General features: G+C 44.3%; 21 protein-coding genes and 1 tRNA gene. 10 read left to right on the top strand and 12 right to left on the bottom strand.

Annotation, left to right across the window (positions count from 1 at the left end; all coding sequences use genetic code 11):
• The first annotated feature begins 25 nt into the window (after positions 1–25).
• Positions 26–571: a hypothetical protein gene (locus C2755_RS05855; RefSeq protein ID WP_215319951.1), complete on the top strand. Its 546-nt coding sequence runs from the start codon at positions 26–28 to the stop codon at positions 569–571.
• A 4-nt stretch (positions 572–575) separates the two neighbouring features.
• Here the strand turns inward: C2755_RS05855 and C2755_RS05850 are convergent, their stop codons facing one another.
• From C2755_RS05850 to pgi, 4 genes are all read right to left on the bottom strand, one after another.
• Positions 576–893, bottom strand: a complete 318-nt coding sequence (locus C2755_RS05850) for a CcdB family protein (RefSeq protein WP_215319949.1) — start codon at positions 891–893, stop codon at positions 576–578.
• The gene (locus C2755_RS05845) at positions 893–1,156 is read right to left on the bottom strand and encodes a type II toxin-antitoxin system CcdA family antitoxin (RefSeq protein ID WP_215319947.1); all 264 of its coding nucleotides are present in this window, start codon (positions 1,154–1,156) and stop codon (positions 893–895) included. The genes C2755_RS05850 and C2755_RS05845 overlap by 1 nt, the downstream gene beginning before the upstream one ends.
• 70 nt (positions 1,157–1,226) lie before the next feature.
• On the bottom strand, positions 1,227–2,612 hold the full coding sequence (locus C2755_RS05840) for a phosphomannomutase/phosphoglucomutase (protein ID WP_215319945.1): 1,386 nt from the start codon (positions 2,610–2,612) through the stop codon (positions 1,227–1,229).
• Between the two features lie 64 nt (positions 2,613–2,676).
• A complete protein-coding gene (gene pgi / locus C2755_RS05835; RefSeq protein WP_215319943.1) occupies positions 2,677–4,167 on the bottom strand; it encodes a glucose-6-phosphate isomerase in 1,491 nt (496 codons plus the stop codon).
• A 100-nt stretch (positions 4,168–4,267) separates the two neighbouring features.
• On the opposite strand from pgi, the gene C2755_RS05830 reads away from it, so the two are divergent.
• The gene (locus C2755_RS05830; protein WP_215319941.1) at positions 4,268–5,401 is read left to right on the top strand and encodes an NAD(P)/FAD-dependent oxidoreductase; all 1,134 of its coding nucleotides are present in this window, start codon (positions 4,268–4,270) and stop codon (positions 5,399–5,401) included.
• On the opposite strand, the gene C2755_RS05825 is transcribed toward C2755_RS05830, so the two are convergent.
• Complete coding sequence (locus C2755_RS05825; protein ID WP_071465898.1) at positions 5,398–5,817, bottom strand: type II toxin-antitoxin system VapC family toxin; 420 nt, start codon at positions 5,815–5,817, stop codon at positions 5,398–5,400. The genes C2755_RS05830 and C2755_RS05825 overlap by 4 nt on opposite strands.
• 8 nt (positions 5,818–5,825) lie before the next feature.
• The gene (locus tag C2755_RS05820) at positions 5,826–6,083 is read right to left on the bottom strand and encodes a type II toxin-antitoxin system Phd/YefM family antitoxin (protein ID WP_071465897.1); all 258 of its coding nucleotides are present in this window, start codon (positions 6,081–6,083) and stop codon (positions 5,826–5,828) included.
• A gap of 168 nt (positions 6,084–6,251) precedes the next feature.
• Here C2755_RS05820 and C2755_RS05815 point away from each other — a divergent pair.
• Positions 6,252–6,341: transfer RNA gene (locus tag C2755_RS05815), tRNA-Ser, on the top strand.
• Positions 6,342–6,415: 74 nt separating this feature from the next.
• On the opposite strand, the gene C2755_RS05810 is transcribed toward C2755_RS05815, so the two are convergent.
• Complete coding sequence (locus C2755_RS05810; RefSeq protein WP_215319939.1) at positions 6,416–7,030, bottom strand: 3'-5' exonuclease; 615 nt, start codon at positions 7,028–7,030, stop codon at positions 6,416–6,418.
• Between the two features lie 171 nt (positions 7,031–7,201).
• On the opposite strand from C2755_RS05810, the gene C2755_RS05805 reads away from it, so the two are divergent.
• The 3 genes from C2755_RS05805 (at position 7,202) to C2755_RS05795 (ending at position 9,716) form a co-directional block, all read left to right on the top strand.
• Positions 7,202–7,969 carry a metallophosphoesterase gene (locus C2755_RS05805; protein ID WP_215319937.1) on the top strand — a complete coding sequence of 256 codons (768 nt, stop codon included), beginning with the start codon at positions 7,202–7,204 and terminating at the stop codon, positions 7,967–7,969.
• Positions 7,970–8,100: 131 nt separating this feature from the next.
• The gene (locus C2755_RS05800) at positions 8,101–8,373 is read left to right on the top strand and encodes a helix-turn-helix domain-containing protein (RefSeq protein ID WP_215319935.1); all 273 of its coding nucleotides are present in this window, start codon (positions 8,101–8,103) and stop codon (positions 8,371–8,373) included.
• A 2-nt stretch (positions 8,374–8,375) separates the two neighbouring features.
• On the top strand, positions 8,376–9,716 hold the full coding sequence (locus C2755_RS05795; RefSeq protein WP_215319933.1) for a type II toxin-antitoxin system HipA family toxin: 1,341 nt from the start codon (positions 8,376–8,378) through the stop codon (positions 9,714–9,716).
• A 72-nt stretch (positions 9,717–9,788) separates the two neighbouring features.
• On the opposite strand, the gene C2755_RS05790 is transcribed toward C2755_RS05795, so the two are convergent.
• Both C2755_RS05790 and C2755_RS05785 read right to left on the bottom strand, forming a co-directional pair.
• Positions 9,789–10,370: a hypothetical protein gene (locus C2755_RS05790; RefSeq protein WP_215319931.1), complete on the bottom strand. Its 582-nt coding sequence runs from the start codon at positions 10,368–10,370 to the stop codon at positions 9,789–9,791.
• A gap of 106 nt (positions 10,371–10,476) precedes the next feature.
• The gene (locus C2755_RS05785; protein ID WP_216860706.1) at positions 10,477–11,430 is read right to left on the bottom strand and encodes a hypothetical protein; all 954 of its coding nucleotides are present in this window, start codon (positions 11,428–11,430) and stop codon (positions 10,477–10,479) included.
• A 46-nt stretch (positions 11,431–11,476) separates the two neighbouring features.
• Between C2755_RS05785 and C2755_RS05780 the strand changes: the two genes are divergently transcribed.
• Positions 11,477–12,937: a sensor histidine kinase gene (locus tag C2755_RS05780; protein WP_215319929.1), complete on the top strand. Its 1,461-nt coding sequence runs from the start codon at positions 11,477–11,479 to the stop codon at positions 12,935–12,937.
• An 84-nt stretch (positions 12,938–13,021) separates the two neighbouring features.
• On the top strand, positions 13,022–15,127 hold the full coding sequence (locus C2755_RS05775; RefSeq protein ID WP_251368441.1) for an alkyl/aryl-sulfatase: 2,106 nt from the start codon (positions 13,022–13,024) through the stop codon (positions 15,125–15,127).
• Positions 15,128–15,220: 93 nt separating this feature from the next.
• On the opposite strand, the gene C2755_RS05770 is transcribed toward C2755_RS05775, so the two are convergent.
• The gene (locus C2755_RS05770) at positions 15,221–16,468 is read right to left on the bottom strand and encodes a CaiB/BaiF CoA-transferase family protein (protein WP_215319927.1); all 1,248 of its coding nucleotides are present in this window, start codon (positions 16,466–16,468) and stop codon (positions 15,221–15,223) included.
• A gap of 76 nt (positions 16,469–16,544) precedes the next feature.
• On the opposite strand from C2755_RS05770, the gene C2755_RS05765 reads away from it, so the two are divergent.
• Both C2755_RS05765 and C2755_RS05760 read left to right on the top strand, forming a co-directional pair.
• On the top strand, positions 16,545–17,534 hold the full coding sequence (locus C2755_RS05765; protein ID WP_072582522.1) for a tripartite tricarboxylate transporter substrate binding protein: 990 nt from the start codon (positions 16,545–16,547) through the stop codon (positions 17,532–17,534).
• A 7-nt stretch (positions 17,535–17,541) separates the two neighbouring features.
• Positions 17,542–18,339, top strand: a complete 798-nt coding sequence (locus C2755_RS05760) for an enoyl-CoA hydratase/isomerase family protein (RefSeq protein ID WP_215319925.1) — start codon at positions 17,542–17,544, stop codon at positions 18,337–18,339.
• A gap of 13 nt (positions 18,340–18,352) precedes the next feature.
• On the opposite strand, the gene hemW is transcribed toward C2755_RS05760, so the two are convergent.
• Positions 18,353–19,540 carry a radical SAM family heme chaperone HemW gene (hemW, locus tag C2755_RS05755; RefSeq protein WP_215319923.1) on the bottom strand — a complete coding sequence of 396 codons (1,188 nt, stop codon included), beginning with the start codon at positions 19,538–19,540 and terminating at the stop codon, positions 18,353–18,355.
• The gene (gene rdgB, locus C2755_RS05750) at positions 19,533–20,123 is read right to left on the bottom strand and encodes an RdgB/HAM1 family non-canonical purine NTP pyrophosphatase (RefSeq protein WP_215319921.1); all 591 of its coding nucleotides are present in this window, start codon (positions 20,121–20,123) and stop codon (positions 19,533–19,535) included. The genes hemW and rdgB overlap by 8 nt, the downstream gene beginning before the upstream one ends.

Here is a 20,123-nt window from a genome sequence, read left to right as displayed (position 1 = left end):
GAATAATTTCAGCTACTATTTAGTCATGACGATTAAACAATTTAATGCTACCTATTTAGCGAACGACGATCGCTTACTCTTTCGTTTCAATACCAGCGAAGACACTGAGTTTCGTTTTTGGTTTACGCGTCGCGTTACGTTATTCATCCTGGCAGCAACCTCTCATCTATTAGTCAAGAATTTAGAGCAATCTCACACTCCAGAGGCAGCTAAAGCCATTGCCCAATTTGGTGAAGAGGCCGCGAAAAAGGAACGGGAACAGCGAGAAGTCGTCAAGCCTGAGACTTATCAGCCTGCAAGCGCCTATCCCTTAGGTGCTGACCCTGTACTAGTGATGGATGTTAAATGCGCTTTTGAAAAGCAAGATGCTGAAGACATGTTGTCATTAGACCTTGTGCTTCCAGGTGGAGCCAACATCAATCTCAAGATGGCTGGACCCACCTTGCAAGCAATGTGTTTATTGCTCAATCAATTGCGCGAACATGCTGCATGGGGTGATGTTCCCCAAGTTCAAGATGTTTCTGTTGGAGCTGGGGATACTCATGCTCCTGGCAAGCCGCTAGTTCACTAGAGCCCTAGTAGCCATGGAAAAGACGATCAATAGCGGCTATAACAACATGCTGTTGATCCCTTAAGTTTCCGATTTCTTTTGTTAGATACTTAGAGGGAATTGCCGCCATTTTTGGGGTATCCAGAATAAAGTCTTTTCCCTGAATGCTAAAACGAGGCATTAGGTCTTGCGTTGTGTTTAAGTGTTGATATCGGTCGCTATTGCGAAGTGGTATTACGACACGCGTATTGAGATCGCTCAAAAGATCGGTTTGCACATCAAGAACGTAGGGGGTGGTTTTGGTGTGATCGTCCGTATTTTTATAAATGCTAAATCTTGCCATTAAAAAGTTCTCCACTTATCCAGTGGAAGACCTTCTTCTTCGGTGATTTGATTGTATTCGCTGATAAATTTTGCATTCTCTAATTTCCAAAGTCGCTCTTTTTCTTTCTTTACAAGCGACTCTAAAAAGGCATCACATGCCTTAGAAATGTTGATGCCCAATTTCTTCGCCTCTGCCAAGACTTCGGTATTGAGCGTTAGATTGGTTGCCTTTTTTGGGGCTTTATCTTTGTTGTATGTGCGGATATTGTCATGAATGATCATGATCCAATTATAGGGATAATTTATACGCAGTCAATATGCGCATAAATTATGTGGGTATTGCAATTAGAGGCTAAAACGGCAGCTTTGCACCCGGCTTGGCTGCCAATAGTACGGCCTTAAACTCGGCCTGAATGCGGGCAATCGCCTCTTCACTATCAGCCTCAAAGCGCATCACGACCACTGGAGTCGTATTGGACGGTCTAGCCAAGCCAAAGCCATCGGCGTATTCCACGCGAACACCATCAATCGTATTGATGGATTCAGAAGTGGGGAACTTGGCATTTGCTTTAATGGTTTCTAGCAAAGCAAATGGCTCACCTTCGGCACAAGCTAATTGCAGTTCAGGAGTGCAAATGGCATTTGGTAAGTCATTAAGCGTTTGATTTGGATCTTTTTCTTTAGAGAGGATCTCAAGCAAGCGTGCACCTGTGTACAGGCCATCATCAAAACCAAACCAACGGTCTTTAAAGAAGATGTGGCCAGACATTTCACCGGCGAGTGGTGCGCCAGTTTCTTTGAGCTTGGCTTTCACTAAGGAGTGGCCTGTTTTCCACATCAAAGGCTCACCACCATGTTTCTTTACAAAAGTCGCTAGATTACGAGTGCATTTGACGTCATAAATAATTTGGCCGCCCGGGTTGCGTGAGAGCACATCTTTAGCAAAGAGCATCATTTGGCGGTCTGGGAAAATCACCTGACCATCTTTAGTGACCACGCCTAAACGATCGGCGTCACCGTCAAAGGCTAGGCCTAATTCATTATCGGTAGTCTGCAGGTTCTTAATCAGATCTTGTAGATTTTCAATATGAGCAGGATCTGGATGGTGATTTGGGAAATGACCATCGACTTCGCAAAAGAGTTCTTGCACTTCGCAGCCTAAGGCCCTGAAAAGTTTTCCAGCAAAAGCACCACCAACACCATTGCCGCAATCCACAACAATCTTCATCGGACGAGCTAACTTAACGTCGCTCACAATACGCTCTAAGTACATTGGAAATATGTCAAAGGTAGATCTAGTTCCTTGGCCCGTAGCGAATTTCTTATCTTCAATACGCTTACGCAATGCCTGAATTTGATCGCCATAGATTGCAGCGCCACCCAGAACCATCTTGAAGCCGTTGTAATTCGGTGGGTTATGGCTACCGGTAATCATGATGCCGGACTTTGGTTTCTTGCCATTGAGTACCTGGTTGGCACCAAAGTAAACCATTGGCGTAGCAACCATTCCTAGATCAATCACATTAATACCGGTAGACAGCAACCCTTCAGTCAAAGCCTCAATCAAGCTAGGACCCGATAAACGACCGTCACGACCGATCACAATTTCAGTTTCACCGAGCTCACACATCTCCGTACCAAATGCCTGACCAATGAGTTTGGCAATCGATGGATCAACAGTCTCATCAATAATGCCGCGAATGTCATAAGCTTTAAAAATGGATGGAGAGAGTTGCATGGGCGTTCTTTCGTTGTCTAGGCAAATGCTAGATCTACATAGCTATTGATAAGCTATTGATCAGCTATTGATTAAATAAATTGATGCGGGCTGCAGTAACTTCATCAATACCAGCTTCAGCCTGAATAGTGACACCATTCTTTAGTGCCGCCTCTATCGGCTTAGCCAAAATTTTGCCTAATTCAACGCCAGGCTGATCAAAGCTATTGATATTCCAGAGCGCCCCTAAAGCTGCAGTACGATTCTCATACAAAGCTAATAGTGCGCCCAAATAGAAGGCATTGAGCTTAGGCAGAATGAGTAGATTGCTAGGGCGCTTACCCGGATAAGTGTTATTTGGGTTATCCGTCTTTTTGCCATTAGCTAGTGCTTGGGCTTGCGCCAGGCAGTTCGATAGCAAAATGCGGTGATGTTCTTTAGCCTCTGGCAAATGGCTCATTGGCTCACGAATCGCAATGAAATCAATCGGAATGATTTCTGTACCTTGATGCAGCAGCTGGAAGTAAGAATGCTGTGCATTGCTACCAGAGCTACCAAACACTACAGGGCAGGAAAACTTCACTGGCTTGCCATCACGATCGACGCTCTTGCCATTGCTTTCCATATCAAGCTGTTGCAACCACTTCGGAAACCAATCCAATGCGTCTGCATATGGAATAACAGCATACGACTTGATGTTGTGTTTCTCTTGCTGATAAAGAAGGCTCAGCGCCATGATGACCGGGAGGCTTTCTTCAAGAGGAGCAGACTTAAAGTGCTGATCCATTGCTTGAGCGCCAGCTAAGAACTGCTTGAAGGTATCAAAGCCATACTGCAGGGCAATTGGTAAACCTACGGCAGACCATACAGAGTAACGGCCGCCGACCCAATCCCAAAACGGATAGATATGGTCTTGATTAATGCCAAATTCTTCAGCTGCAGGCACGTTTGCTGTAACCGCAAAGAGTGATTTGCTTACTTGACTATCGGTAAGGCCATTATTTTTAAGCCATTTCACTACCGCTTTGGCGTTCATGCCGGTCTCAAGCGTCGTAAATGACTTCGAAACAATAATGACTTTAGTGCTATGCGGTAAAGCGCGTTGCAATATGCGAGCCAAATCAGCGGTATCGATATTCGCCAAGAAATGCATCCGCATGCCACGACTTTCAATATCGGGAACATGAGCCAAGGCTTCGATGGCGAGGCGTGGGCCAAAATCAGATCCACCAATACCAATGTGAATGACATCAGTGACGCCAACCCACTTATTGCAGAGCGCCTCAATGCGATGCCAAACTTGAGCAACCTCGGGCATGACATCTTTACCGTTGATTAGCACTGGAGTTTTGTCTAAGTTACGCAGAGCGGAATGAAGAGCGGGGCGATTCTCAGAGTTATTTACTGGCTTACCAGCAAACAGGTCGGCTATAAACTGCTCTAAATGAGCTGCTTTAGCCTGCTTTAAGAGGGATTTCCAGCTGGTAGCATCAATGCCTTGATACGCGTTATCTAAAACGATATCTTGGGCGCTAAATAGGGTTTTCAGGTTATCTGCAGCTGGTTTTGAAGACATGTATAGATTTTATCAAGAAGTACCCCAAAACCCACTAAAACACTGAAAATGTTACGATTTCAGGATGCAAATAACAATAATTCAGGGCTTGGGCAGATAAATGGATCAAGTCGACTGTGTCGTCATCGGTGCTGGGGTCGTTGGCCTGGCCGTTGCCAGAGAAATGGCCCTACAGGGCCGAGAAACGATTTTGCTCGAGCGGGAAAGTGCTTTTGGCACGATTAGCAGTGCGCGTAATAGCGAAGTAATCCACGCTGGTATCTACTATCCAAAAGATTCACTCAAAGCCAAACTTTGCGTTGAAGGCAATCGCATGCTCTACGAGTATTGCCGCACTCACCATGTTGCCACTCAACCTTATGGAAAACTGATCGTAGCCAGTGATGACGCTCAATTAGATGATCTCCAGGCAATTCTGTATAAAGCACAGCAAAACCAAGTGCCAGAAATCAAAATGATTACTGGCGATCAGGCAAAAGCAATGGAACCTGAGCTTAATTGTTCAGCGGCAGTTCTTTCGGCTTCAACAGGCATTGTTGATAGTCATGGGTTCATGTTGTCCTTACTCGGTGGATTCGAGGATGCTGGCGGCATGATTGCCTATCAATCGCCGCTCACTAGCGCAAAGCCTCTGGGTGAAAATGCTAAAGATGGATTTGAATTAGAAATCGGCGGCGCTGACGGGATGAAGATTCAGACAAAGCTTCTGATTAACTGTGCTGGTATGAGTGCACCAGCGATTGCGAGAAAAATTCAATCCTTAAGCGAAGCGCAAATTCCGAAAGCGTATTTTGCTAAAGGCAATTACTTTTCACTTTCCGGAAAATCACCGTTCAAACATTTGATTTATCCCATTCCAGAGCCTGGTGGTCTAGGCGTACATCTCACTTTGGATATGGGTGGGCAGGCCAAGTTTGGACCCGACGTCGAATGGCTTGAAATCGATGAAGAAAGCCAAATCGATTACACGGTAAATCCAAAGCGGGGCGAAGGCTTTTATGAGGCCGTGAGACGTTATTGGCCAGGCCTTAAGGACAACGCACTGCAGCCTGATTACTCTGGAGTAAGGGCAAAGATAGTCCCGCCTAATAGCCCTGCAGGTGACTTTTGCTTCAATACGCCCAAGGACCATGGTCTGGAAGGACTCTTTAATCTATATGGCTTTGAGTCCCCAGGGTTGACCTCCAGCCTAGCTATTGCCAAGCATTTAGAAGGTTTAATTAAGAGGTCTTAATCTACTTGAGCTCGATATTCGAATGGGTTCAGTAAATTAATTTTAAACCGTTTGAAGTCTTTTATATTTCTACTGACCACAATGAGTTTCTGATCAATAGCTGTCGCTGCGATCATGGCATCTTCCCAAACGGTATTACTTTCTTTATGCATGAGCTTTGCCCACAATCTAAAGGTTGATCCCGTCATCGGTAAGACATGATGTGCATTTGAAACTTGTTGCAACCAACTCTCCAAAGACTCTGCTTTATTTTTATCTTGCTCACGAGTCAACTCAATGCCTGCTTGAATTTCACCGATCGAGACTGCGGAAATATAAAGATCATTATCTGAAATGTTCTCATACCACTCTAATACTGCTCCATGCGGTTTTGGTTTACGTAGTTCTGAAATAATATTGGTGTCTAGTAAGTACATGAGCAGTCTTACAGTTTGATGGATTTTCGAAATACACCTTGGCCACGCTTTGGCAGTACTAGGTCACCCTTGGCTTGCTCTGAAAGCAAAAGCGATTTAAGAGATGGTTTGGCTAACTTTTTCAATGTATTCCACTCCTGGATGGTGATTAATACGGCTGCCTCATGCCCCCGCTTAGTAACTACTTGAGGACCTTCTTCAAGGCATGCGTTTAGTAACTCGCTAAATTTTGCTTTGGCATCTTGAACTGCCCAGTGCTTATTCATTACCCATGCTCCTGACTAGTTATCTGACTAGTTTATCAGAGAAAAAGGTATATCGGTTGGTGCACATAGAGTATTTAAGCCAATGGAAGCCATCTTTAGAAGGCGGCTTATTGCATTTTTAAGTAGGGGCTCACCGAATTCCTTATAATCTAGGACTCAATTCGCAAAGGAAGAGTGGCAGAGCGGTTGAATGCACCAGTCTTGAAAACTGGCGAGGATGAAAGTCCTCCGTGAGTTCGAATCTCACCTCTTCCGCCATATACGACAGCAGAGCCCCTATAGATGAGGCCCTTTGTTGTTGGAGCTCTTCTACCCACCCTTTAATCTTGGCTTTATGATCCCCAGTGAATTTTCTTGGCATCTGTTACCAATTGATAGTGTTGGTTTTGTCTTTCCAGGATAGCGAAGAAAAGTCGTAGCGTATTAAAGGCATCATCATCCGCTCGGTGGGTTATGCCGTCAAAATGAAGCTTAAAGCTAGCAAGCGCAGATGACAGTCCGCCACTTGGTTTCTTTCCTATTGCCAGCATATGCAAGGTGTACCAAGTTTTTACATCAATCCATCTACGCCCAAAATAGGGAAAATGAACGCCTCGATTTTTGAACTCAAGCTTCAACTCTGTTGAATCGCCACCACCCCAGCTGATCGGGTTGATGAAGCACTGGTGAACTTCGATCAACTCGCCGATTTCTTTGGCGACCTGTTCATGAGGCACGGCATTTTTGAGGATGTCTTCATTAGATATGCCGGTCAAACTGGTAATGAATTCGAAGATAAGCTCTTGCGGATCTAAATACCATTTGTACTTAGCAATACTGTTATTTTTGTAATTTAAATAACTTCCAATCGCAACTCCCACCTGAATGATCTTGGGATGTACGGTTGTATTATCTTGCGCATTATTCAGTTCAAGATCTAACGAAAAATAACACTGTTTTTGATCCATTTTTTTCTACATTGAGTTGGCGAGTTTGTAATTTAGGTTGTAGCAGTGTAGTAGTCAACTATATCCTCAATGCCTTGTAGGACGGCATGGTTAATTGATTCAATACAATCCTTGCCTTAAGAAGAGATTCATCTTCTTAATTCCAATTTAAAAATTTATCAAATAGTGCATATGAAAATTCATATTTTGAGCGACCTTCACTTAGAGTTTGCCGCTTTCAATCCCGAGCCAACTGATGCGGATGTTGTGGTTCTAGCAGGAGATATTGATGTCCGCTCTAGTGGTGTTGGATGGGCGCGTGATACCTTTCCAGATCAGGAAATTATCTATGTTGCCGGAAATCATGAGTTTTATGGATCTCAGCGACTTGAACTTATTTCGAAGTTACAAGAGCAATGCGTGCTTTATGAAGTTCATTTTTTAGATGATCGAGCAATTCAGTTGCAAAGTGCTAATGATAAAAAACCCGTCCGTTTTTTAGGTGCCACCTTATGGACAGATTTCTTATTGTTTGACGATGAGTTGAGAGAAAAATGCATCATGTATGGCGAAATGTATTTAAATGATTTCAGGAGAATCGGTGATGGACGAATTGGCTTCTCGCCACAAAAGTCGATCCAATTGCATGAGCAGTCACTCTTTTTTCTTAGGGGAGAGTTTGATGTTCCTTTCGATGGTGAGACTGTAGTTATCTCCCATCATCTTCCCTCAATGCATTCTGTTGCAGAGCGTTATAAACCTGATTTGTTGTCAGCGTGTTTTGCATCAGAGTTATCGTATTTATTTGGAAAGATGTCGCTTTGGATTCATGGTCATACCCATGACTCTTGTGATTATGAAATGAACGGCACTAGAGTGGTGTGCAATCCTCGCGGCTATGTTCGCTCTAGCCATGCGGAAAATCCAGAGTTCAACCCTTCATTGATCGTTGAGGTCTGAACGACAAAAAGGGTCGGTGTCGGTAAGCTTACACTGTTATTTACAATTTAAAAGTTGTTATGTTAATATACAAAACATATGTTGTTATTGTGCATTACAATTTAAAAGTTGTATTATTAGCGAGGCTGCAGATGATTTATCAAATTCAAACCCTAGAGACCTTGAAATTATTCATTAGGGCTTTCCGAAAGCAAAAGGGGGTGACTCAGGCCGATATGGCGCAAAAGCTCGGAATTAGTCAGCAAGCTTATGCGCGTTTTGAGGGCAATCCGCAATTAGCCACTCTTGAAAGATTGTTCCTGGTCTTGCGGATCCTGGATGTCAAAATATCACTGGAACAGATTATTAAAAACTCAAAAGAAGCAAAAACCAACATGAAATCTGAGTCCAAGGAGATTTGGTAGTCATGGCAGCTCGCACAAAATCAAGAGGCCTAACCATTTGGATGAATGGTGTTCAAGTGGGCACTTGGCAAATCACAAGACAACTTGAAAGCTTCTCCTATTCTAATGAATGGATTATGCGGGCAGAAGCAAGACCCTTATCGCTATCTCTTCCTTTCTTGCCGGGTAATGCGGCGCATCAAGGCGATCCTGTTAATTATTATTTTGATAACTTATTGCCTGATAGTGACGTGATTCGTAGGAGGTTAGCGAGTCGTTATCAGGTAAAAAGTTTGGGCGCCTTTGACTTGTTATCTCAGCTTGGTCGCGATTGTGTTGGGGCTATACAGCTCCTGCCCGATGGTGAGTTGCCAGCAGAAATTTATCAAATTCAAGGTCGAGCATTGAGTAATGAGGAGATTGCAGATCATCTTCGTCGCGTCTCGTCGGATTCAGTTTTCAGGCAAGCAGAGCAAAGCAATGATTTAAGACTATCCATAGCCGGTGCGCAAGAAAAAACTGCGCTACTTAAGTGCGATGGACGTTGGCTCTTGCCTCAAGGTAGCACTCCAACTACACATATTTTGAAATTGCCCTTGGGTTTGGTTGGTCATATGCGTGCTGACATGCGCACATCGGTTGAGAATGAGTGGCTCTGCTCTAAAATTATGGCTGCATATGGTATTCCAACTGCTTCCTGTGAAATTAATTCTTTTGAGGATCAAAAAGTATTGATCATTGAGCGCTTTGACCGGAGATTAGCTGCTGATGGGCAATGGATTATGCGTCTCCCTCAGGAGGATTTTTGTCAGGCAATGGGCATATCGCCAATGAGCAAATATCAAGCGGATGGAGGTCCGAGTATCACATCTGCAATGAAGTTATTGCTGGGGTCGGTGAACGCAGAGCAAGATCGAATACATTTTTTTAAAACACAAATTATTTTTTGGATCTTAGCTGCAACTGATGGACATGGTAAAAACTTTAGCATTGCGCATCTGCCGGGCTCTCAATACCAAGCAACTCCAATTTATGACGTGTTATCAGCGCACCCAGTAATAGGTTTTGGGGCAAATCAAATGGCACCCCAAAAAGCGAAGCTAGCAATGGCTGTTCGGGGATCGTCCAACTACTACCTGCTAGATAAAATTCACTATAGACACTGGCTGGCTCAGGCTCAGCAGGCAGGTCTTGGTGCTGATGTAGCACAGCAATTAATTGGCGAAGTTATTGAGATGACTGGGTTTGTCATCAACCAAGTAAGGTCGAGTATTACAGGGCCATTTCCAATGGATGTGGCGGAGTCAATTTTTATGGGTATGGAAGAGAAGGTCCAAATGTTAGCCTCCCAATTTTCAACCTAGAAAATACAAACCCCAGCAAGTTCACACTTGCTGGGGTTTTGTCTTTCTAGTAACTAGAAAAGCGTTATTGCATTACTTCTTAGCAGCTGGTGCGCTTACTACTGCAGCAATCGCTTCTGTGTAAACCACTTTTACTTGATCGTTTACGGCGATATCTTTCATCAAGTCAGGGTTCTGAACCTTAACCTTGAAGATGTTTCCTTGTGGACCTTTTAAAGAAACGATATTTTTAGCTGCATCAATAGATTCAACAGTAGCTGTTGCAGTAACAGTTTTTGTAGTGATCATGCCTGGCTTGTCACCCTGTGGAGCAGTTGTAGTGCTGGTGCTAACTTGCTCACTAGTTGTGCCTGGATTTTTTACCTTGACCAATTCAATGGCTACAGCAAGTTCATAGACAACGTCGAAATGGTCGCCCACTTTAAATTCTGCAAAGTTCTTTACTTCAGGACCAGCAACGATAGAGGTTTCACCATCTTTGTTCTTGAGGGTAACTGTGCGTGTTGCAGCATCAATTTTAGTCACTTCGCCATCATAGATAAGCGCGGATTCTTGAGCAGCTACGCCAGCAATCGGAGCTTTTGGTTTTGTGAGGTAAAAGTAGCCGCCAACTGCGATTGCAGCAATGACGATAGCAATGATAATTTTTTTCATAATAATTTGATCCTTAAGGATGTTGAAAGAGCATCACCATTAAGTGGCGATGCGGAAATGAGTAAATACCAGTAAGTTAGCATTTGTAACTATTGTATTGCCCATATTAGAAGCTGGCAGCCAAGCCAATGGAGGTTCCGTGCACATTTTGACCAAATTGGTAGCGAAACACCACTCTGATGCGAGTAAAAATAGGATCAGATGCGCTACGATCTAGTTCAATGCCAGTACCTACAGAAGATAGGGAGTTAAATCCCAGAGCCCCTCGTAAGTCGCCCAGGAATTCGGTATGCGCCACTTCAAATACCGCTCGTAATGGTCTATCTAACAATGTAATTGGGGTTGGGATACGACTGCGAGCCCAAAGCGCCAGACTTTGCGAATCAGCTGAGCCTTGAACTGCAGTAGAGGTGTCAAATGTTTGCACCGGAATATTGGTGTAACGCAGCTCTACATCAATTTCTTGATCGGGTTGGTAGTTCTCATAGTCCAGCATGACCGACCCGCCCAGACCATACGAGTTCATACGGCCGCCATTGAGGAACTGTAAGTCAACGCCTTTCTGATTTTGAATGACTCTAGATGCAATCGAAAGGTCGCTTTCTAAATGCCCCAGCATGACATTGGCAATTGGGCGGAAGCGCAATTCATTGGTGATCGGAAAATCCCAACCAATACCGCCGGTACCTGTGATGCTGTTCCAATGAACTGGTACCGTAACGGATGTATTAGCGATTCCATCAGTAAACGTTGGGTTATATCGATTAACTGCTAAGGTCCCCTCTAAATACAGAGGAAAGTTTGCGCTAATTCGATCACCACCTCCTAGAGAAATCATTTGCAAGTCAGAATTATCGCCACCATTGTTACGGATCGACAACGATCCTGTTGTCACATCCGGTGTGAGTGAATAACCCGTAATCGTCATAAAAGCATCAGCGCGCTTTTTGAGGTAGTTGTTAGCGGCGTTATAAAAAGCCGATTGGGCATGAGCAAAGCCAATCCCAGCGACTAATAGGGTGACAAAGAAAAGAAGCTGGGATCTACTAAAAAGCTGCATGACACGCATTTTAGCGAATCAATTCAGTAGATGTACCATAGCAATTATGAAGCTGCTCATTTCTATCTACTTCTTTATTCTGGCCGTCATTCAGATGGGCCTATTTTTTGGAATCTATCACTATTACCGCTCACAAAATTTACTGAAGCCAAGCTTGTACTGGATGTCCTCACTATTAGTGAGTGTGGTGGGTCTATTTATTTTTGGGGCGGGTGTCATTGCCATCCAAAATATTGCCAACCCTGAATTTAATTTCACGATAGCCAATAGCTTCTTTTATATCGCCGCGCTATTGCAAGCACTTTTTTGCCAGTCACTCAATCGAGAAGTTCCAAGGCAGGTAAAGATATTTGCTTCAGCATCAGTCCTCATTTTTATTCCCACATTCGAATACATGCGCCTTTATGGGACTTTTGAAATTCGCACTCTTGTAATGGCTAGTATTGCCAGTATTTTTTATTGCTGGCAAATTTATGAGTTAGCAATAAAAAGAAAATCATCACCCTCAAAGCAATTGCTTTATATGCAATGCGCAAGCTTTGCTGAAATGTTTTTTGCAATCGGTCGTTTTGTTATATTAGTTGCATCAGCATTAAGTATTGAGCATGTTGAGCAGATACCGCAAATACTGATTCTCTTTACCATCTCGCAATTGGTGATGAACACGCTTTCATATATTGCGATTGGTAGTTATTGGGCCGAACAAGTCGTAGTGGCTAATATCAATGCAACGACTGAAAATCAAACCACTAAAAAATTATTGCAGGAGCGTGATCTCTTGATTGCTTCACTGCTAAAGGCCAATAAGACCGCCAGTACCGGGGCTTTGTCAGCCTCCATTGCACATGAGCTCAATCAGCCCTTGGGCGCCTCTAGTCTAAATATTCAATTTTTACAAAAGAAGCTATCTGAAGGGGAATTAAATCCTGCGTTACAGAATGAAGTGTTGGATTCATTGTTGGCAGACAATCAGCGTGCAGCAAGCATTATTCGCTCCCTTAGATCAGTATTCGCTGATGAAAAGATGGCATCTGCCAAAGTTAACCTTGCTGAATTAATTGATTTAGTGCTTACCATTGCTCGCCCAGAAATTGTTAAGCAGAATATTCAGATGGTTCTTAAGTTAGAGGAAAACTTGTTTATCACCGCTAATAAGGGAGAGCTTCAACAAGTGCTATTGAATTTAGTGATCAACGCAATTGATGCATTGAACTTGACAGAGAATTCAAATAAATTAATCACGATTCGAGGTCAGCACAGCGGCGCTGGTGTTCAAATTTCGATCTCAGACACAGGTTCAGGTATTGATGAAAATGTTCAGGCCCACATGTTTGAGCTGCTTTCAACTACTAAGGGTTCCGGTATGGGAATTGGCCTTTGGTTATGTAAGCATATTGTAATGAGGCACGGGGGATCTATCTGGTTTGAGTCATTCCCTGGCAAAGGAACAACGTTTTTTGTTGGTTTACCTGTTATTGCGGCCTACGCAATCTCATTTCCTGAGTAGACTGACATTAGCTGTAGAGCTAATTGCCATTGATTAGCTCAAACATATCATTGAAGTAATAAAACACTCTTACTTTAGGCTCTTATGAAAATCAAATTCACACAGTTTTCGGTAGCGGCAATATTAATGACCTCTGGGTTGGCAATGGCGGCAGGGGGTGGTGGTGTAGTGGCGGATCCAGGCGCTATGCAGGGGAAGCATTTCGATTCAAAAGGTAAGGCGCCATCAAGCTATACCGTTGAACTGCAAAATGGATTACGTAAGACGCTGCCTTTCGAAGATCAGCGTGATTTTGAGGAATCCAAAAAAGGTTTCATAGCAGCGCCTGCTTATAAAACCATCATGGCTGATGCCGGCAATGTGGCATGGGACATGGGTAGCTATGAATTCCTTCTGCAAGGCAAAGACTTTGATAGCGTGCATCCTTCGTTACAACGTCAAGCCATTCTCAATATGGGTTACGGCTTATATGAAGTTGTACCAGGAAAAATTTATCAGGTTCGTGGCTTTGACTTAGCCAATATCAGTTTTATCAAAACAGATACTGGTTGGATAGTTTTTGATCCACTAACCGCTAAAGAAACTGCACGCGCAGCCCTAGAGCTTGTCAATGAGAAGTTGGGAAAACGTCCTGTTGTAGCAGTCGTATATTCGCACTCACATGCAGACCACTTTGGTGGTGTGCGTGGTGTAGTTGATGAAGCGGATGTGAAGAGCGGCAAGGTAAAAATCATTGCACCAGCTGGTTTTATGGATCATGCCATTGCTGAAAACGTCTACGCAGGTAATGCTATGACCCGCAGAATGTATTTCCAGTATGGCGTGTTATTGCCTCGCAGCCCATTTGGTCACGTCGACCAATCCATTGGTAAAAATACTGCCGCTGGTAATTTAGGGTTGATCGAGCCTAACGTCTATATCAATCAACCTTATGAAAAAATGACGGTGGATGGCGTAGAAATGGAATTCCAAAACACACCAGGCACTGAAGCTCCTGCGGAGATGAACACCTATTTCCCGCAATTTAAAGCATTCTGGGCAGCAGAAAATATCACCGGTACCATTCATAACATATACACCTTACGCGGTGCCTTAGTTCGCGACTCACTGGCATGGTCCAAGAACATTAACAATGCTTTATATCGTTATGGCACCGAGAGTGAGGTCATGTTTGCATCGCATACCTGGCCACGCTGGGGTAATGAACGTATACAAGAGGTGATGCGTACCCAACGAGATAGTTATGCTCACCTGCATAACGAAGTGCTCCATTTAGCAAATAATGGCGTCACTATTAATGAAATCCAGAATGTATACAGGCAGCCTGAGAGTCTAAAGAGGCAGTGGGCAGCCCATAGTTATCACGGCTCTGAAGAGCACAATAGTCGCGCTGTAATCAATCGCTATCTTGGGTACTGGGATGCTAATCCAGCAACACTAGCGCCACTATCTCCAAAAGATTCAGCACCACTGTATGTGGAGATGATGGGTGGCTCAGCCAAGATCATGGCCAAGGGTAAAGAGCTTTATAAGCAGGGCAAATACCGTGAAGCGATGGAAATCGTCAATAAATTAGTCTATGCACAACCAAACAATACGGGCGCCAAAGATTTACTGGCTGATATTTTTGAGCAGATTGGCTACCAAAAGGAAAGCCCCAGTATGCGCAATAGCTTCTTGGGTGCGGCCTACGAACTTCGTCACGGCATGCCATCAGGAGCTTCGCCAAAGTCTAATGGCCCAGACATGATTAAAGGGATGACAACCGAACTCTGGCTCAACGCTTTGGCTATCAGCATGGACAGCAAGAAAGCGGCGGACATGAACTTTGTAATTAATCTCTCTACACCAGACAATGGTGAAAAATTTGTGATTGAGATGAGTAATTCTGCTTTGACCAACATTAAAGGTCAGCAAGCGAAGAACCCAAATCTAACCATCACACTCAATCGTAGTGATCTTGAGCGGGTGATGGGTGGACAAACGACGTTTGAAAATCTGCTGGCTGAAGGTAAGGTGAAGTTCGATGGTGATCGAAAATCATTTGATCAACTCAGAAGCACCTTGACAGTCTTCGTTCCTGATTTTGAATTGATGCCAGGTACCAAGGGTAAGGCTGCTCCAAAACCAGCGACTCCCGCTAAAGATCCATTCTCAGCCCAGGAGATGGCTATTACTGGTGGCGAGTAACTAGTATGTAGGCCTTCCAATAGTTGCAAAAGACTCTTTGGAGTCTTTTTTGCTAATTCTTTTTAGTACTCTTTTGATTCATCAAGGCGCAAACTAAGGTGCAAATGCGCCACCTGCATCAAGAGACTTCAGTTCATCACCCGCGATACCAAGCTCAGCAAGAAGCTCGCTGGTATGTTCACCCAATAAAGGAGGGTGGCGATACACCTGTTGTGGCGTGCCATTCATTTTGACGGCGAAACCAATATTGGGTACCTTGCCTTCAATAGGATGATCAATCTCCATCCGCATCTTACGATGACGGCCATGCTCGCTATCGAATGCCTCTGGGTAGGTATTGATTGGGCCTGCAGGGATGCCTGCCGTTAATAAGGTGTCTACCCATTCATCCGCAGTTTTAGAGACAAATGTTTTCTCAAGCTCAGAAGCCAGCTCTAAGCGATTGGCTAAGCGCAGTGGATTGGTTTTAAAACGGGCATCTTCAAATAATTCAGGGCGTTCAATCTTGTCGCAAAGTAACTTCCAGAGTTTTTGATTCGTAGCGCCCATGACAAAGTAACCATCAGCAGCTTTCATAGCCTGGTAGGGGGCGCTCATATGATTAGCTGTGCCAAGTTTGTAGGGCTCAACTCCGGTACCCCAGTATTGAGCGGTATCCCAAATGGAGAATGCCAAGGCCGAATCAAAGAGTGAGGCATCTATAAATTGACCTTCACCACTTTTGGTTTTGCCGATGTATGCCGACAATATTCCATATACCGCAAAAAGGGCGCAGCCAATATCAGCTACCGGAACACCGGCTTTAACAGGAGGGCCATCTGGATAGCCTGTGACGCTCATGACGCCAGACATTGCCTGAGCCATGAGATCAAAACCAGGGCGATCTGCCCACGGACCAGTTTGGCCAAACCCAGAAATACTGGCATAGACCAAACCAGGATTGATGTCTTTTAAAGAGGCGTAATCAATCCCTAGTTTTTTCATAACACCAGGGCGATAGTTCTCTACCAAAATATCTGCAGTTTTGACCAACTCAAAAAACACCTTCTTACCGGCCTCAGTTTTGAGATTTAAGGTGAGACTGCGTTTATTGCGGTTCATGTTCAGAAAGCCCATGCTGTCTGAACCCTTCATCTTGAAACCCATTGCGCCACGTGTCTGATCACCGGTACCGGGAGGCTCGATTTTGATGACATCAGCACCAAGGTCTGCCAAGAGCATGCAGCAGTAAGGGCCGGCCATGACTTGGCTGACGTCAAGCACACGTACTCCTGAGAGAGGTAGCGGCCTTGATCCATCACGAGCGCTATTTAAAGCAGCATTTATAGGTGTTTTCGTCATTGTCTCGTGGCTTCTTATATGTTTAGAATGAGCCTCTAATAGTATCAAACACAATAAAAACAATTTTGGAGACTTTATGTTGCTTAAATCGCCTCAGTGGGCTGTTCGTAGTTTGCTCGCCATTACGCTGGCTACGAGTTCGTTCTTTGCTTTAGGACAGCAGTCTTACCCAACAAAACCAATCCGATTGATCGTGGGTTTTGCACCAGGTGGCGGTACCGATATTGTTGCTCGAGCCCTGGCTCCAAAAATGGGTGAGATTCTCGGTCAAAGCGTGATTGTTGAAAATAAATCAGGTGCAGCTGGCACTATTGCAGCCGATCAAGTTTCCAAGGCGAATCCGGATGGCTACACCTTGCTGGTAGGGCACTCCAATTCCAATGCGATTGCACCATTTGTGCTGACTAACGTTCAATACAATCCCGCAACGGATTTCACACCCATTACTTATTTGGGATATGTACCGAACGTTTTAGTAGTGAAGGCTTCATTGCCTGTGAACTCAGTCTCACAATTGATTTCTCTTGCTAAAGCAAATCCAGGTCAGATGACTTATGGTTCGTCTGGTATTGGCAGTACTCAACACTTAGCAGGCGCTTTGTTTGCCAAGATTGCTGGTATCCAGCTCAATCACGTTCCTTATAAGGGTAGCGGTCAGGCCATCATTGATTTGCTGGGTGGTCAAATTACGATGAACTTTGATACCTTGCCACCGAACTTGCAGCAAATTAAAGACGGCAGCCTAAAGGCCTTGGCGATCTCTACTCCAAAGCGTTTATCCATACTTCCAAACGTACCCACGTTTAACGAAGTAGGTATTACAGGATTTGACGTCACCAACTGGTACTCCATCATGGGTCCAAAGGGCATGGATCCAGCAGTAGTGAACAAGATTGACCAGGCTGTTAAAGCCGCCATGGCCGATCCACAAATTAAAAAGACACTTGATTCACAGGGCTTGCAACCTGAAGGTCCTGCAACGCCTGCTGCATTTAGTTTGTTCTTGGCTGGCGAACTGGCTAAATACCAGCGTTTAGTAAAGAGTCTGAATATTAAGGCTGAATAAACTCCCTATGAGTGATTCCGGAAAAGGAGGTAATGTTGCTCAAGTCGTTTTAGAGACGCAGGGTAACATTGCCTACATAAATTTTGATCATGTAGCAGCTCGCAATGCAATGACAGTAGGGATGTATCAAAGCCTGAAGTCAATCTGTGAAGATATTGCCAAGAATCCCAAGATACGTGTAGCCATCTTGCGCGGTGCTGGTGGCAAGTCTTTTATATCCGGCAGCGATATAGCGCAATTTGCTAGTTTTAAAGATGGTCAAGATGGTATTCGTTATGAAGAGGGGATTGATGATTACCTAGGCCCGCTTGCCACCTTGCCTATTTCAACAATTGCTATCGTCGATGGCATGGCTGTTGGTGGCGGATTAGCAATAGCCAGTTGCTGTGACTTCCGAATCTCAACTCCCGAAGCTAAGTTTGGCGTTCCAATTGCGAAAACGCTTGGCAACTGTTTGTCTGCTGCAAATGTCGCTTGGTTAGTTGCCCACTTGGGAATCAACATTGTTAAACGTATGCTGCTTCTCGCGGAAATGATTTCAGCTCCAGAGTTACTAAAGCAGGGATTTCTATTAGCAACATACGAACAAGATCAGTTAGGGCATGAGGCCGATGTTCTTGCAGAACGATTGAGTAAATTGGCTCCCATCACCCAAAAATCAAGCAAGCTAGTATTAGCAAGATTAATAAAAAATAATCTGCCTGATTGCAATGATCTCATCAGTGAAACCTATGGCAGTCATGATTTCAAAAACGGAGTCGCTGCTTTTTTAAAGGGCGAGCCACCGATTTGGACTGGTAACTAGCTCTCAAGGCAAGTCAATCCAAAAACATCTCTTGAAGATTGTTGAGGTAGCGCATTCCTAGTGGAGTGGCTTTCAGCTGACTAGGATTCTCATCTAGCAGCTGCTTATTGCTAGCCTCTGCCAAGGCTTTGCTTATCACGTTTAAGGGTAGCCCAGTTCTCTCGCTGAAAGTATTGGTGGCAACGCCATCGGTCAGCCTTAGAGTATTGAGCATGAATTCGAAAGGCAGATCCTTAGCTTCAAGAACCCTAGATTCAATTAATGCATTGCCTTTAGTTTCCATTGCTTGCATATAACTTTCTGGATGACGCTCCCTTACTTGGCGAGTAATCTTGTCTGGAAAAGAAATCTTTCCATGAGCACCTGCGCCAATGCCAATGTAATCACCAAAGCGCCAGTAGTTCAGATTGTGTTTGCACTCTTGGTTTTTCTGAGCATAGGCAGAGACTTCATAACGGTTATAGCCTGCCTTGGTGAGTAAATCTAAATTCTGCTCAAAGATGGCATCCACTTCATCATCGCTAGGTAATTGCGGTGGAAAGTTTGCAAAGTAGGTATTTGGTTCCAGCGTGAGATTGTAAAAAGAGAGATGAGGGGTTTTAAAAGAAAGGGCCATCTCAATATCCGCTTTAGCCAACTCTAAAGTCTGCATTGGGAGTCCGTACATCAAGTCCAGATTCACCGCTTTGAAGTGTTTCAGGGCAATTGCGATTGCACGCTTGGCTTCCTCGCCATTGTGTATACGTCCCAGGGCTTTGAGCTGTTCATCCTGAAAGCTCTGAACTCCGATCGATACTCGATTAATGCCTGCCTTTGCAAATCCTGCAAATTTATCTGCCTCAATGGATCCTGGATTTGCCTCCATCGTAATTTCAGCATCGGGCTCAAGGTTCACTCGAGCGCGAACGGCACAAAGCAGTTGATCCATGCCTTCGGCAGATAGCAGGCTTGGCGTTCCGCCACCAATAAAGATGCTGTGGACTTGACGCCCCCAAATATTAGGAAGTTCGGTTTCTAGGTCAGCAATTAGTGCATTGATATAACGCTGTTCGTCAAACCCAGCCTTACTAATACCCTCTTTAATTTGATGTGAATTGAAATCGCAATAGGGACATTTCTTTTCGCACCAAGGAAAGTGAATATACAAAGCCAAAGGAGGCAATGCAGTCAGCGTTACTTTGGTGAGGCTTGAATTAAGCACGGCTTTTGAGTTGTGCAATCAGTTCACGTAGTGCTTGACCGCGATGACTGATTAAATTCTTTTTTTCTGGCTCTAGCTCAGCAGCAGTACATTGTTGCTCGGGCAAAAAGAAGTGGGGGTCATACCCAAAACCATTGTTACCAGATGCATGATCAATAATTTGCCCATACCAACGTGCTTGAACAATGATGGGTTCAGGATCATTTGCGCTATTTACGAAAACCAATGCGCACACATAATGCGCGCCTCGATCTGCCTGATCTTTTAAATCTTGAATGAGTTTTCGATTGTTCGCAGCATCATCACCTTGCTCACCCGCAAAGCGAGCCGATAAAACGCCAGGCTGGCCATTTAGAGCATGAGCACAAATTCCGGAGTCATCAGCTAATGCCGGTAAGCCTGACGCAGCGCTTGCATGCCTTGCCTTAGCAAGGGCATTTTCAACAAAGGTGAAGTGAGGCTCTTCAGCAGAAGGTATGCCTAATTCACCCTGGGGAATCACTTGAAAGTTTAAGGGCGCCAATAGCGCCTCAAACTCTTTGACCTTGCCGGTATTATTGGATGCGAGAACGAGCTTTTGCAT

This window comes from Polynucleobacter sp. MWH-S4W17 (genome assembly GCF_018687535.1).
Taxonomy (GTDB): Bacteria; Pseudomonadota; Gammaproteobacteria; order Burkholderiales; family Burkholderiaceae; genus Polynucleobacter.
The sequence above is the reverse complement of the archived record's forward strand: the minus strand, read 5'-3'. Positions and strand labels throughout refer to the sequence as shown.

Excerpts from the sequence above, each read along its gene's own strand:
- C2755_RS05840 (WP_215319945.1), bottom strand. The coding sequence starts at position 2,612 with ATGCAACTCTCTCCATCCATTTTTAAAGCTTATGACATTCGCGGCATT.
- C2755_RS05765 (WP_072582522.1), top strand. The coding sequence starts at position 16,545 with ATGTTGCTTAAATCGCCTCAGTGGGCTGTTCGTAGTTTGCTCGCCATT.
- C2755_RS05825 (WP_071465898.1), bottom strand. The coding sequence starts at position 5,817 with ATGTACTTACTAGACACCAATATTATTTCAGAACTACGTAAACCAAAA.
- C2755_RS05830 (WP_215319941.1), top strand. The coding sequence starts at position 4,268 with ATGGATCAAGTCGACTGTGTCGTCATCGGTGCTGGGGTCGTTGGCCTG.
- C2755_RS05770 (WP_215319927.1), bottom strand. The coding sequence starts at position 16,468 with ATGACGAAAACACCTATAAATGCTGCTTTAAATAGCGCTCGTGATGGA.
- C2755_RS05855 (WP_215319951.1), top strand. The coding sequence starts at position 26 with ATGACGATTAAACAATTTAATGCTACCTATTTAGCGAACGACGATCGC.
- C2755_RS05775 (WP_251368441.1), top strand. The coding sequence starts at position 13,022 with ATGAAAATCAAATTCACACAGTTTTCGGTAGCGGCAATATTAATGACC.
- C2755_RS05820 (WP_071465897.1), bottom strand. The coding sequence starts at position 6,083 with ATGAATAAGCACTGGGCAGTTCAAGATGCCAAAGCAAAATTTAGCGAG.
- C2755_RS05810 (WP_215319939.1), bottom strand. The coding sequence starts at position 7,030 with ATGGATCAAAAACAGTGTTATTTTTCGTTAGATCTTGAACTGAATAAT.
- C2755_RS05845 (WP_215319947.1), bottom strand. The coding sequence starts at position 1,156 with ATGATCATTCATGACAATATCCGCACATACAACAAAGATAAAGCCCCA.
- C2755_RS05785 (WP_216860706.1), bottom strand. The coding sequence starts at position 11,430 with ATGCAGCTTTTTAGTAGATCCCAGCTTCTTTTCTTTGTCACCCTATTA.
- C2755_RS05800 (WP_215319935.1), top strand. The coding sequence starts at position 8,101 with ATGATTTATCAAATTCAAACCCTAGAGACCTTGAAATTATTCATTAGG.
- C2755_RS05760 (WP_215319925.1), top strand. The coding sequence starts at position 17,542 with ATGAGTGATTCCGGAAAAGGAGGTAATGTTGCTCAAGTCGTTTTAGAG.
- C2755_RS05780 (WP_215319929.1), top strand. The coding sequence starts at position 11,477 with ATGAAGCTGCTCATTTCTATCTACTTCTTTATTCTGGCCGTCATTCAG.
- C2755_RS05790 (WP_215319931.1), bottom strand. The coding sequence starts at position 10,370 with ATGAAAAAAATTATCATTGCTATCGTCATTGCTGCAATCGCAGTTGGC.
- C2755_RS05805 (WP_215319937.1), top strand. The coding sequence starts at position 7,202 with ATGAAAATTCATATTTTGAGCGACCTTCACTTAGAGTTTGCCGCTTTC.
- rdgB (WP_215319921.1), bottom strand. The coding sequence starts at position 20,123 with ATGCAAAAGCTCGTTCTCGCATCCAATAATACCGGCAAGGTCAAAGAG.
- C2755_RS05850 (WP_215319949.1), bottom strand. The coding sequence starts at position 893 with ATGGCAAGATTTAGCATTTATAAAAATACGGACGATCACACCAAAACC.
- pgi (WP_215319943.1), bottom strand. The coding sequence starts at position 4,167 with ATGTCTTCAAAACCAGCTGCAGATAACCTGAAAACCCTATTTAGCGCC.
- C2755_RS05795 (WP_215319933.1), top strand. The coding sequence starts at position 8,376 with ATGGCAGCTCGCACAAAATCAAGAGGCCTAACCATTTGGATGAATGGT.